The sequence below is a fragment of the Autumnicola musiva genome (assembly GCF_031846585.1).
GTDB lineage: Bacteria > Bacteroidota > Bacteroidia > Flavobacteriales > Flavobacteriaceae > Autumnicola > Autumnicola musiva.
Genome location: NZ_JAVRHK010000003.1, coordinates 153,396 through 166,543, shown reverse-complemented (window position 1 = coordinate 166,543; position 13,148 = coordinate 153,396). Strand labels below are relative to the sequence as shown.

The window sequence follows — 13,148 nt, the reverse complement described above, 5'->3', positions numbered from 1 at the left end:
TTTTATTCCCATTCAATGGTGGCAGGCGGTTTTGAACTTATATCATAAACTACTCTGTTAACGCCCTTCACCCTGTTAATTATTGTGTTTGATGTTTTTTGCAGAAAATCGTAAGGTAAGTTCACCCAGTCAGCCGTCATTCCATCCGTAGATTCTACTGCCCTTAAAGCTACCACCTGTTCGTAGGTTCGCTCATCTCCCATAACTCCCACCGATTGTATCGGTAAAAGAATTGCTCCTGCCTGCCATACTTTATCGTAAAGCATCCAGTCTCTAAGGCCCTGAATGAAGACATGATCCACTTCCTGTAAAATTTTAACTTTTTCAGCAGTGATATCCCCAAGAATCCTGATAGCAAGTCCAGGCCCCGGAAAGGGATGCCTGCCAAGTAATTCAGGGTCTATCCCAAGTTCTTTTCCAACTCGTCTCACCTCATCTTTAAAGAGCATCCTTAACGGCTCCACCACTTTCAGCTTCATAAAATCGGGCAATCCCCCAACGTTGTGATGGGATTTGATGGTAACTGAAGGCCCGTTTACTGAAATAGATTCAATCACATCGGGATAAATAGTGCCCTGCGCTAAATAAGTTACATCAGTAATTTCATGAGCCTCATCATCAAAAACTTCAATAAAAGTATTCCCTATCGCCTTTCGCTTTAATTCGGGATCACTAATTCCTGCAAGGGCATCCAGAAAACGTGCTGAAGCATCTACTCCCTTCACGTTCAATCCCATATCTTTATATTGATCGAGAACACTTTCAAATTCGCCTTTCCGCAGCAAACCATTATTTACAAATATGCAATAAAGATTTTTCCCGATTGCCTGATTTAACAAAACAGCAGCAACCGTGGAATCAACTCCTCCGCTCAAGCCCAGTACCACTTTACCGTCGCCTACTTTTTCCTGCAATTCCGAAACTGTTAAATCTACAAAAGCTCCCGGCGTCCAGCTTTGTTCCACGCCACTTATTTTAACGAGAAAATTCTCCAAAAGTCGCTTCCCGTCTGTAGAGTGATAAACCTCAGGATGAAACTGAATGGCAAATGTTTGTTCTCCTTCAATTCGATATGCAGCATTAAGTATATCACTTGTACTGGCAAGGCGTACGGCATTTTCGGGTAACTCCCTGATGGTATCGCTATGACTCATCCACACCTGAGAATTTTCAAGAATATTTTCAAAAAGCTGCTCCTTGTCCTTTATTACTGAAAGGTTTGCCCGGCCATATTCCCGTGTTTCTGAAGGTTCTACTTTTCCGCCATGGAAATGCGCAAAATATTGCGCACCGTAGCATACCGCCAGAATTGGCAATTTTCCCCTTATTTTTGAAAGGTCGGGATGCGGCGCATCTTCAGCCCTTACTGAAAAAGGACTTCCAGAAAGAATCACGGCTTTAAAACCCGAAAGATCCTCAGGAACCTTATGAAAAGGATGTATTTCACAATAAATATTTAATTCTCTTACACGTCTCGCGATGAGTTGGGTATACTGCGAGCCGAAATCTAGGATAAGTACGTTTTGTTGCATGTGCAAAAGTAAGAATTTGAGGTAAAAATAAAATAGCAATCTTATTATTTTATACCTTTAATTCTCTCTAAAATCCCCATGATTATGAAATACATTAGCGCCATTATATTCTCCATCGCAATTGTAGTCGCAGCAGTATTCTTAGGAAATTCTTATGTAAGCCGGGCAAATCCCGACGGAACAATTTCGGTTACAGGCTCAGGCAGTGAAAATTTCACTTCTGACCTGATTGTTTGGGAGGGGCAATTTAGCCGAATGAGCCCAAACCTGGAAGAGGCATATAATGAATTGAACAATGATAAAGAAACAGTAAGGCAGTACCTAATTGATAAAGGAATTAAACCGAAAAATATCGTCTTTAACTCCGTTCAAACAAATGAGCAAAAGGAAAACCAATATCAAAATGGGAATTTTGTTGGCAGTATTTTTAAAGGCTACGAACTTATTCAAACCGTAAAAATAGAATCCAACAACGTGGAACTTATTGAAAATGTTTCCCGCGAAATTACTGAACTTCTCAATAAAGGTGTCCAGTTTAATTCCACTCCGCCGCGATATTATTACACCAAAATAGCCAATTTAAAAATAGAAATGATTTCCAAAGCTACCGAAGATGCACGCTTAAGAGCTGAAAGAATTGCTGAAAACAGCGGTGGCAGCCTTGGGGAACTGAAGCGTGCCGACATGGGCGTTTTCCAGATCACCGGCCAGAACAGCGGCGAAGATTACAGCTGGAGTGGCGCCTATAATACAGCCGATAAGCGAAAAACCGCTTCTATCACTATGCGACTGGAGTATGAAATAGATTAAGAATGATAAGCTTTAAGCTATAGGCTACAAGTTTTAAAACCTCCCCGCCCTTTGGGCACCCTTCCTTGGAAAAAGGAGGGGAACAAAAACAGTAGAAAAGCTCCTTCCCTATTTTTAAGGGAAGGTGGATTAATCATCGGCAGAAGATTAAGACGGAAGGGTTAAACAGTTAGATAATCACATTCTATAACTGCACAACTTTGTCATAATTTATCTCTGAAAATCCTTAATTTGAATTTACTATAATGTTACTTCCCTACCTTAAAGAGGTTCTTAAAAGAAACATCAAAGATCAATACTATGGGGATTCTTACCTGTGAATGGAAAAAACTGGCATTTGCCAATTATATAGTTTCACCGAAAATTCTGGAAAGCTACCTGCCAAAATACACTGAGATAGATTTTTTCCACGGAAAATGTTTTGTGAGCCTAGTTGGTTTTCAGTTTAAAAATGTAGCCGTTGGCGGGATTAAAATTCCTTTTCATACTAGTTTTGAAGAAGTTAATCTACGCTTTTATGTAAAACATTTCAACGGAAAAGAATGGCGCCAGGGAGTTGTTTTTATTTCTGAAATAGTCGACAAAATAAGCCTCACAATATTGGCTAATAATCTGTTACATGAAAGTTACCAAAACATGCCGATGCGGCACACTGAAGAAAAATTCGCAGAATTTAACAAATATGGTTATTTCTGGAGAAAAGAAAATGAATGGCAGCACTTTAAAGTCAGCGCCGATAAAAATCCTTTAAACGTCGATAAGAATTCTGAAACTGAATTTTTAATCCAGCGTCTCTGGGGCTACGGCAAACATAGCGAAAAAGTAACCAATGAATATCACGTTGTGCACCCGTTATGGCAAGTCTATAAAGTAAAAAACTACTCTATAAAAGCAGATTTTAAGCTCTTCGGAAATGATTTTTCCCATCTTAACAATGCAAAACCACATTCCATCATTTTAGCCGAAGGCTCTAAAACCACCGCAGAGTATCGTGGAAAGTTGAAATAGCATATGTAATTGATTCTATTACAAACCACCCCGCCCTTCGGGCACCCCTCCTTAAAAAAGGAGGGGAACAAATGCAATACCAATTCTAACCCGGTATTGCGAGGCAACAGCAGAAGCAATCTGTTCATTAGATGAATCAAAATATCATTCTTACTTCAGATTATGAGATTGCTTCGCTCCATTACATTACGCTCGCAATGTCGACTTCAAACTCTGTTCTACTCCATAGATTCCAGAATCAAATCTATGTCCTCTTCAGTAGTATCGGGATTGATAAAACAAAATCGCGATACGGTTTCCTTCTTCCACTTAGTTGGAGTCACCAGGGCAAATCCGTCACTATGATTTTTATAGGTCCAGTCCCGGTAATCTTCCGCAGCCCAGTCTTTTCTTCGGAATAAAACTACCGATAAGCTTGGAGGCCTTACCAGTTCAAGATTTTCCCTTTCTTCTATTTTTTTGGCAGCAATTTGTGCAAGCTCAATTCCCCTTTCAATAGCCTGGCGATACTTATCTGTTCCGTGCATGGCCAGTGAAAACCATAAAGGCATTCCGCGAACCCTTCTGGTAAGCTGAATTTGATAATCTGCCGGATTAAAACCCTGTGCACCTTCATCCCTGAAAATTTCAAGATAAGAACCTTCCTGTGCATGGGCATTTTTTGCCAGCTCCAGATTTTTATAAATTACCGCACCACAATCATAAGGTGAAAATAGCCATTTATGAGGGTCTATAGTAATACTGTCTGCTTTTTCAATTCCTTTAAAAAGAGGCCTTACAGAGTCGGCAGCTAAAGCCCCGCCGCCGTAAGCGCAGTCTACATGAAACCAGACATTTTCCTTTTCACATACATCGGCAATGCTATGCAGCTCATCAATAATACCGGCATTTGTGGTCCCACCGGTAGCCACAACTGCAAAAAGCCTTTTCCGGTCTTTTTCCTCAAGTTCATTCATAGCATTTTCCAGTTCCCGCCCGGTGAGATTCTCTTCTTCACAATCTATCATCACCACATCGGCATCAATAACTTTAGCCATAGCCTGAATAGAACTATGCGCCCCGTGTGAAGTTAACATTAATGCTTTCACGCCAACATTGGCCGAATTTCGTGCCCGCCATTCTTCCCGCGCGGCAACCATTGCCGAAAGATTGGCTGCAGTACCGCCACTGGTAAAAACACCAAAAGCGCCTTCCGGCAAACCGGTAAGTGAAACCAGCCATTTCATTGCCTGGTTTTCACAAAATATTCCTCCCGCGCCTTCCATCCAGTAAGCGCCATGAATACTGGAGGCCGATGTAACCAAATCAAACATTATTGCTGCCCTTGTTGGGGCTGCCGGCACAAAAGCAAGGTGGCGAGGATGGTCTATTGGCACGGTAGCCTTTACCAGTACATCACGAAAAAGCTTAAAAGCATTTTCGCCCCCAATTCCTTCGGGAGTAATGGTCTGGCCCACAATTTGAAATAATTCATCTTCCTTTTTGGGAGCTCCCATTTCGGGAGTTACGTTGGAGATACGGTCTATGGCGTACTTCATGACGTCCAGCGTCATTTCCACCAGGTCCATATCTATGGTATGCATCTTATTTTTGTTCTTGTCCAAAAGTCAAAATTTTAAAGTTTTCGTCTAACGGATTTAGATGTTCAATTAAGGTTGTGATAAACTCTTCCCCATGTTGCGCATAAAATTCAGAGAAATTAGCCTGCCGTTCCTGCAACGCGCCGTTGGGAAAAAGCTCATTCTGAAGTTTTGAAATACGGGTAACCTCATCTTTTAATTTACGCTTCTGGGCTTTTAACAATCTCTTTTCCAAATGCTCCAGGCCTTTTAGCTGCTTTACCTCCTGGGCTTTTACAGCTCCAAGAAAGGTTTTATCGGTTTTTTCAGCTAACTCATACATTTGCTGAAACTGCTCCTTTAAATGTTCCTTTTGCGGACTGAAATCAATATCTATATCTGATATTTTTCGCACTTTTCTGTTGATGAGTTCATATTGCTTCAGAAAAAGCTCTTTATTACTAATATTGAGGTTTTCCCTCTTGCTTTTTTGTTTTTCTGTTTGCACCAGTACCGAATTCCGCAGAAGCAGTATGGGAAAAGTCACATTTTCAGCTTCAAAATAAGCCTTCAGTTCAAACCAGTAAGCCAGTTCTCCTCCCCCGCCAATATAACAGAGATTTGGAAGAATTACTTCTTCATATAAAGGACGCATTACCACATTTGGGCTAAAACGTTCCGGATGCTCTTCCAGCTCGGCCAAAAGTTCTTCCCGGCTCCACTTGATATTCTCCATTTCATGAACATAAAAAGCACCTTCCCGCTCTATAATCCTTTCCCGAAAATCTTCAGTTAAATAAAACAAGTTAATCTCCCGCGGATTTACCTGAATATTATATCCTAAACCGGCCAGAGCTTCAGCTGTTTTAGAAGTTTTTTCATGAGAAATCTGCTGAAAAAGTTCATTTTTAGCATATGGAACAAATAATTTCTTCAGCTTTTTATCCTGCGCATCCAGTATTACAAGTCCGTATGCCCTGAATAATTCATTGGCTAAAAAACGGGTGGCATTGGTAAGGTTATCATGTTTCAGATAGGCTGTTTCAAATAAATTCTTCAGAAAGTCGGCATCTTCCCCCACTCCTATTTCTGCGGAAAAAAGATTAAAAACTTCCTGCAGGCCTTCAGTAGAAAGATAACCCACAGCAGTTTTACCCGCTCTTTCTTCTGTGCTGTTCCATTTAAATTTCTTTCCCTTTAAATTAAAAAAACTGATTTCTTCAAAATCGTGGTCTTCGGTTGCCATCCAGTAAACCGGCACAAAATCATACTCAGGATACTTCTCTTTGAGCATCCGGGTAAGATTAATGGTAGAAATAATTTTATAAACGAAATACAGCGGCCCTGAAAAGAGGTTGAGCTGGTGGCCTGTGGTAACGGTAAAAGTACTTGTTTTGCCGAGCGCCTTTATATTTGCTTCCGTAGCTGCCGAAGTGTGTATATTTTCATACTGGGTTTCCAATACTTCAACGAGGACTTTACGGTTTTCTACCGAAAAAGAATCCATTTTTTCCTCAATCTGCTGCCCGAAATTATCAATTTCAGGATAGCGGCTATAGAATTTTTTTAAATCTTCTTTACGGTCCAGGTAATCAAGAATAAGCCTGGAAAAATAATTAGTTTCGGAGTAAGGTATACATTCTGAAGGCATGCGCTTGAAACAATTTTTTGGTAAAGATAAGGCCTTTTAGACAGGAATATAAATTCTCTTTGATTTAGGACTTTATTAACAGGAAGAAGAAAAATACAAATTCAATAAAAAAATCAGACATAATTCCGCTACCCGCAATTTTCATCCATTTCTTCAAATATAGGGTTTGCATTTAAGCCTGCTGCACTATATTTACGGCAGTCATTAACAAGATTTACCATAAATGAAGAACACTTTACGCTCTCTTGCCTTACTATTTATTTTTCAATTTTTACATGCACAGCAATCTCCTGAAGAATTTTTAGGATATGAATTAGGTACAAATTTTTCCCGTCATGCCGATGTGGTAAATTATTTTGAAGATGTAGCACATAATTCTCCTCTTGTGCAATATCAGCAATATGGAAAAACCAATGAACGGCGGCCACTCACTTATGCAATAATTTCTTCGGAAGAAAATCTACGGAATCTTGAAGAAATAAGGGAAAATCATCTAAAAAGTGCCGGTTTAACTGAAAATTCCGCTTCCGCAGCTACAGACAAAGCCATTGTCTGGCTGAGTTATAACGTGCATGGCAATGAAGCTTCCAGTACAGAGGCTGCCATGGCCACGCTTTACAGCCTGATCACGGAACATAAAGACTGGCTGGAAAATACAATTATCATAATTGATCCCTGCGTAAATCCTGACGGGCGGGACCGGTACGTGAACTGGTACAACCAGGTAAAAGCAGATCCTTATAATGCTCTGCAATCGGCTACAGAACATCACGAACCATGGCCGGGAGGTAGACCAAACCATTATTTATTTGATTTGAACCGCGACTGGGCCTGGGCCACTCAGGTAGAAACCAGGCAAAGGCTTGAAATTTATAATCAATGGATGCCGCATATTCATGTAGATTTTCATGAACAGGGAATTAACGAACCATATTATTTTGCGCCTGCGGCAGAGCCATTTCATGAAATCATCACTCCTTTCCAAAGGGAATTTCAGAACAAAATCGGGAAAAACAACGCGAAGTATTTTGATGAAAAGGGCTGGTTGTTCTTCACCAAGGAACGTTTTGATTTGCTTTACCCCAGCTACGGTGATACGTATCCCACCTATATGGGGGCAATAGGAATGACTTTTGAGCAAGCTGGTCACGGCCGTGCCGGATTGGGAATTAATACGGATGAGGGATTAGTACTTACTTTAAAAGACAGGGTTGCCCATCATTTTACTACGGGAATTTCTACCGTTGAAGTAGCTTCTCAAAATGTAAATGAACTTTCAAGTAACTTCAGTCAGTATTTTAAGAGTGGAGATTTTGGATATAAAAGTTATGCCTTAAACGGAAGTGAAGACCAGCTTGCCGCAGTTAAGGAACTTCTAGACAGGCATGAAATTGATTATGCTTACGCCGGGAATCAGCGGGTGAAAGGCTATAGCTACACTTCCAACAAAAATGAAAGTTTTACAGCATCAGAAAACACCCTGGTTGTAAACACAGATCAGCCAAAGGGAAAAATGGTAAAGGTTTTGTTCGAACCGGCAACAAAGCTGAACGATTCACTTACTTACGATATCACCGCATGGAGCCTGCCTTATGCTTACGGTTTGGATGCAATTGCCAGTGAACGCAATATTTCTACTGTTTCAAAATCGGCTGCAAATCAGGTAAACAACAGCGTTAATCCTTCAGGAGCCGGCTATATTTCCAAGTGGGGAAGTATGCAGGATGCACGTTTCCTGGCAGATTTGATAGAGGCTGATGTAAAAGTGCGTTTTTCCGAAGTGCCATTTAGCAGTGAAGGGAAAGAATTTGACCGCGGAAGCTTGATTATTACCAAAAGTGATAACCGGAAACTTAAAAATTTCGACCAAAAAGTAGTTGAAATTGCCAATAAACATCACCGGCAGCTAACCACCGCCACTACCAGTTTTGCCGGCAGCGGGCCTGATTTTGGTTCGCCACAGGTAAAACTTGTAAATGAACAGCGAATTGCGGTATTAAAAGGTGAAGGCACCTCTTCCCTGAATGTGGGAGAAGTGTGGCATTTTTTTGAACAGGACCTGGAATATCCAATTACCCGCCTGGATACCGATTATTTCGAAAATGTTGATCTCTCCAATTTTGATGTACTTATGATGCCTGAGGGCTACTACGGCAGCATTTTTGATGAACCTGTGCTGAATAAAATTACAGATTGGGTGAAAAACGGCGGCAAAGTAATTGCCATAGGTAGCGCAACCGGATATTTTAGCAGCAGGGATAATATTGCCCTCCGGGAGAATAAAACTTCGAGTATTGAAGATACCACTAAAACGGGAAATTTAGTCCCGTATGAGATGCGTGAACGGGAAGACATCAAAAACTTAATTACAGGAAGTATTGTTAAAACAAAAGTAGATAACACCCACCCGATGGCGTTTGGTTACAACAACACCTATTTTAGCCTGAAGCTGAGCAGTGACAGTTATTCCCTGCTGGACGATGGTTATAACGTGGCTTACATTCAGGAGCCGGAAATTGTTGCTGGTTTTGCCGGAAGTGAGGCTACCAAGAACCTGGAAAATTCTGTAGTTTTTGGAGAAGAAAGAATGGGCAGCGGCAGTATTATTTACCTTGTTGACAATCCGCTTTTCCGGAACTTCTGGGAAAATGGAAAGTTGTTTTTTGTAAATTCCATCTTCTTTGTCAATAATTAATCAGCATATAAATCTTTTACTAATCACACCTAAATTAATTGATTTAAAATACATTTCTGAGTAATATATTTACTCCAGAAATTCAGGTAATGCTTATAGATGTTATTCTTTTGATTTGTGGCTTTGCAGCCCTTATTTTTGGCGCCACCAAATTGGTAGATGCAGCCTCCAGTGTGGCAGTAAAACTGGGAATCCCCAACATCGTTATTGGGTTAACTATTGTAGCCTTTGGTACTTCTGCGCCAGAACTGGTTGTGAACGTTTTTGCTTCAGTTAACGGTAGTACTGAAATGGTTTTGGGGAATGTGCTGGGGAGTAATATATTCAATATCCTGGGTATTCTGGGTATTGCTTCTATCATTTACCCGTTAACAGTTAAAAATAACACCACCTGGCTCGAGATTCCGCTAAGCCTCCTTGCAGCTGTTTGTGTCCTGGTAATAGCAGCCGATGTATTCCTGGATGGAGCTTCAGGTAACATAATTTCCAGATCTGAAGGGGTTGTTTTACTTCTGTTTTTTGCAATATTCCTTGTTTATAACCTTACAGTGGCCAAAGCAGGAGGGGAAGAAGAAGAAATGGAAACAAAAGATTATTCCACCGGAAAGGCTGTTATATTTATAATCCTGGGCCTCGCCGGCCTCATTATTGGTGGCAGATTAATAGTGGACAGTGCAGTAGATATCGCAGAAGTTATAGGGCTTTCAGAAAGGATTATTGGACTTACTGTAGTTTCTGTAGGAACTTCGCTGCCGGAACTTGCAACCTCTATTATCGCAGTACGAAAAAAGAACGTGGATATCGCAATAGGAAACGTAGTAGGATCTAATATTTTTAATATTTTTCTGATCCTTGGTATTTCTACTACTGTTGCTCCGCTTTACCTTAAAGATGGTGCGTTTTTTGATATTTTCGTCAATATTGCAGCGGGTATGCTTCTTTTCATTTTTATTTTTACAGGAAAAGGAAGAAAACTGGAACGTTGGGAAGGAATTATACTATTGGGATTATATATTGCCTACGTAAGTTTTCTAGTAGCAGCGTAGATCTCCGTAACAAAAATTATATACATGAACAAAAAAAAATCACTCTTCACTCTTTTAATTCTCCTCATCTGTGGAAATATTTCCGCTCAGGAAAATACCGAAGAATTCAATGTAAATTTTGAAAGTTTCACCTTAAGGAATGGCCTTAACGTTATTCTTCATGTAGATGAATCTGATCCCGTTGTTGCGGTGGCTCTTACCGCACATGTAGGTTCTGCAAGGGAAAAAGAAGGCCGTACCGGTTTTGCCCATTTATTTGAACATTTGCTTTTCCTGGAGTCTGAAAATCTGGGAAAAGGCGGTTTGGATAAGATGAGTGCACGCATTGGAGGTTCCGGCGCAAATGGTTCCACCAGCAGAGACCGCACCAATTATTTCCAGACCGTACCAAACGATGCCCTTGAAAAAATGATTTGGGCTGAAGCCGATAAACTGGGCTATTTTATTAATACGGTTACCGAACCTGTACTTGCCAAGGAAAAAGAAGTGGTGAAGAATGAAAAAAGGCAACGTGTAGACAATGAACCATACGGCCATACCATGTATGTTATTGATCAAAATCTTTATCCTGAAGGCCATCCTTACAGCTGGCAAGTGATTGGGTCCCTGGAAGATCTCCAGAATGCTACCTTGCAGGACGTAAAAGATTTTTATAATAAATGGTATGTACCAAACAATGTGACCTTGACCATTGCCGGAGATTTTGATAAAGCGCAGGCGAAGGAATGGGTGCATAAATATTTTGATGAAATTCCGCAGGGAGATAATATCGAGAGACAGGAGAAGCAACCGGTAAAGCTGGAAAAAACTAAAAAGCTTTATTATGAAGATAATTTTGCCAATCTGCCCCAGCTTACAATAGCCTGGCCTTCAGTTTATTCTTATGCTGAAGATTCTTATGCGCTGGATTTGCTCACCACATACCTTTCAGACGGAAAAAATGCGCCGCTTTATCAGAATTTGGTTGCTGATAGGGAACTAACCGGAAATGTCCAAATGTACAATTACACTTCTGAACTTGCCGGCCAGCTCATGCTTCAGGTAACTGCATATGACGGGAAAGATTTGGATTCGGTTAAAGCCGCTATTGAAGAAACCTTCAGGATATTTGAAAAAGAAGGGATTCCGCAAAAAGATTTAAAGCGCATAAAAGCCGGGCAGGAAACCGACTTCTACAATAGTATTTCAAGTGTTTTAGGAAAAGGATTTCAGCTTGCCCAGTATAAGATTTTTGCAAATGACCCTAATTACATCAACAATGAAGTAGAAAAAATCCTTGCTGTTACTACGGAAGATGTGATGCGGGTTTACGAAAAGTATATTAAAAGCAAGCCTTTTATAGCGACAAGTTTTGTACCCGAGGGACGGGTGGAACTGGCTTTGGAAAATTCAGAAGAAGCCAAAATTGAAGAGGAAAAAATTGTTGAGGGCGCTGAAGGAGACTTCAATCTTAATGCAGATGTCACTTACCAAAAAACGCCATCTTCTTTTGATCGCACTATGGAACCTCCCTACGGAGAAAAGCCTGAACTTATTGAACCCGAAATATGGAAAACCAACCTTCCTTCCGGATTAAAAATTTTAGGCATTAGCAATACTGAAGTGCCGCTGGTTAAATTTTCACTGGAAATTCCCGGCGGACTTCTTCTTGAGAATAAAAATAAAGTCGGGGTTTCAAATTTACTGGCCGAGATAATAACCAAAGGCACGGCAAACAAAACTCCTCAGGAACTTGAGGAAGCCATAGAACTTTTAGGATCTGATATTCGGGTAAACGCCGGCGATGAAAAAATCACCATAAGCGGCAGTACCCTGGCAAAAAATTATGCCCAAACGATAGACCTGGTAAAGGAAATTTTACTGGAACCCAGGTGGGACGAACAGGAGTTCAAACTAGCCAAACAACAGGTGTTAAATCAAATTCAGCGCCTGCAGGCAGATCCTAATAGCATTGCCAGCAATGAATTCAGAAAAGTTATTTATGGAAAAAACAGCATTCTTTCCCACAATACCCTGGGCACAAAAACTTCGGTAGAAAAGATCACGCTGCAGGACCTTAAAGATTATTACAACAATTACCTTTCTCCTTTAAGCTCTTCCTTTTTAGTTGTGGGAGCGTTGGAACAGCAGGAAGCCGTGGTTCCTTTAAGAGGACTTGCTGCCAACTGGCAGGTTAAAAATGTTGAGATTCCTGAACTTCCGGAACCGAAAATGCCGGAGCAGTCCCAGGTCTATTTTTATAACGTGCCGGGTGCCAAACAATCGATTTTCCGTTTTGGAACACCTGCACTTGCCGCAGGCGATGAAGAATTTTATCTTGCTGAAGTCATGAACTACAGGCTTGGTGGTGGCAGTTTTGCTTCGCAGCTTACCCAAGAATTACGGGAAGGAAAAGGTTACACTTATGGGATCCGTTCCGGGTTTTATGGAGATAAGCATAAAGGCCCATTTATGATTTCTACCGGAGTCCGTTCAAATATTACCGGAGATGCTGCCAAACTTATAAAGGAAATCCTTGAAACATACCCTGAAAGCTTTAACCGTAACGATTTGGAAGTCACCAAAGGTTACATGATTAAAAGTAATGCCAGGAAATTTGAAACCCTTAACTCTAAACTGGATATGCTTAGCGAAATCAGCAATTACGGGCTGGATAATAATTACATCAAACAACGGGAGAAAATGGTTCAGAATATGACACTACAGGATATTAAAAATCTTGCTGAAAAATATGTAGACCCGGATAGGATGTACTATGTAATTGTTGGTGATGCCGAAACCCAGCTGAATAAGCTGAATGAATTAGGCTATGGAGAACCCGTTCTTTTAAATCCTTCTGCGGAATAA

At 40.7% G+C, this 13,148-nt stretch carries 8 protein-coding genes; 5 read left to right on the top strand and 3 right to left on the bottom strand.

The genetic code is table 11. The features are described from left to right. Nucleotides 1–2 precede the first annotated feature (2 nt). Nucleotides 3–1,532 carry a glutamine-hydrolyzing GMP synthase gene (gene guaA / locus RM539_RS05545; RefSeq protein ID WP_311502437.1) on the bottom strand — a complete coding sequence of 510 codons (1,530 nt, stop codon included), beginning with the start codon at nt 1,530–1,532 and terminating at the stop codon, nt 3–5. A gap of 84 nt (nt 1,533–1,616) precedes the next feature. On the opposite strand from guaA, the gene RM539_RS05540 reads away from it, so the two are divergent. Beyond that, the gene (locus RM539_RS05540; RefSeq protein ID WP_311502436.1) at nt 1,617–2,342 is read left to right on the top strand and encodes an SIMPL domain-containing protein; all 726 of its coding nucleotides are present in this window, start codon (nt 1,617–1,619) and stop codon (nt 2,340–2,342) included. A gap of 300 nt (nt 2,343–2,642) precedes the next feature. Continuing rightward, entirely contained in the window at nt 2,643–3,350 is a 708-nt protein-coding gene (locus RM539_RS05535; protein ID WP_311502435.1) for a YqjF family protein, read from the top strand. A gap of 218 nt (nt 3,351–3,568) precedes the next feature. Here the strand turns inward: RM539_RS05535 and RM539_RS05530 are convergent, their stop codons facing one another. Both RM539_RS05530 and bshC read right to left on the bottom strand, forming a co-directional pair. Beyond that, on the bottom strand, nt 3,569–4,933 hold the full coding sequence (locus RM539_RS05530) for a pyridoxal phosphate-dependent decarboxylase family protein (protein WP_311502668.1): 1,365 nt from the start codon (nt 4,931–4,933) through the stop codon (nt 3,569–3,571). A gap of 1 nt (nt 4,934) precedes the next feature. After that, nucleotides 4,935–6,560: a bacillithiol biosynthesis cysteine-adding enzyme BshC gene (gene bshC, locus RM539_RS05525; protein WP_311502434.1), complete on the bottom strand. Its 1,626-nt coding sequence runs from the start codon at nt 6,558–6,560 to the stop codon at nt 4,935–4,937. A 223-nt stretch (nt 6,561–6,783) separates the two neighbouring features. Between bshC and RM539_RS05520 the strand changes: the two genes are divergently transcribed. The 3 genes from RM539_RS05520 to RM539_RS05510 all read left to right on the top strand — a co-directional run bounded on the left by RM539_RS05520 (nt 6,784) and on the right by RM539_RS05510 (nt 13,148). Beyond that, nucleotides 6,784–9,255 (top strand): M14 family metallopeptidase, encoded by a 2,472-nt coding sequence (locus RM539_RS05520; RefSeq protein WP_311502433.1) that lies wholly within the window; start codon nt 6,784–6,786, stop codon nt 9,253–9,255. Nucleotides 9,256–9,344: 89 nt separating this feature from the next. Continuing rightward, nucleotides 9,345–10,301, top strand: a complete 957-nt coding sequence (locus RM539_RS05515) for a calcium/sodium antiporter (RefSeq protein WP_311502432.1) — start codon at nt 9,345–9,347, stop codon at nt 10,299–10,301. Between the two features lie 24 nt (nt 10,302–10,325). Next, the gene (locus RM539_RS05510; RefSeq protein ID WP_311502431.1) at nt 10,326–13,148 is read left to right on the top strand and encodes a M16 family metallopeptidase; all 2,823 of its coding nucleotides are present in this window, start codon (nt 10,326–10,328) and stop codon (nt 13,146–13,148) included.

Coding starts and splice junctions, on each gene's coding strand:
- guaA (WP_311502437.1), bottom strand. CDS start 1,532: ATGCAACAAAACGTACTTATCCTAGATTTCGGCTCGCAGTATACCCAA.
- RM539_RS05530 (WP_311502668.1), bottom strand. CDS start 4,933: ATGCATACCATAGATATGGACCTGGTGGAAATGACGCTGGACGTCATG.
- RM539_RS05540 (WP_311502436.1), top strand. CDS start 1,617: ATGAAATACATTAGCGCCATTATATTCTCCATCGCAATTGTAGTCGCA.
- RM539_RS05510 (WP_311502431.1), top strand. CDS start 10,326: ATGAACAAAAAAAAATCACTCTTCACTCTTTTAATTCTCCTCATCTGT.
- RM539_RS05515 (WP_311502432.1), top strand. CDS start 9,345: ATGCTTATAGATGTTATTCTTTTGATTTGTGGCTTTGCAGCCCTTATT.
- RM539_RS05535 (WP_311502435.1), top strand. CDS start 2,643: ATGGGGATTCTTACCTGTGAATGGAAAAAACTGGCATTTGCCAATTAT.
- bshC (WP_311502434.1), bottom strand. CDS start 6,560: ATGCCTTCAGAATGTATACCTTACTCCGAAACTAATTATTTTTCCAGG.
- RM539_RS05520 (WP_311502433.1), top strand. CDS start 6,784: ATGAAGAACACTTTACGCTCTCTTGCCTTACTATTTATTTTTCAATTT.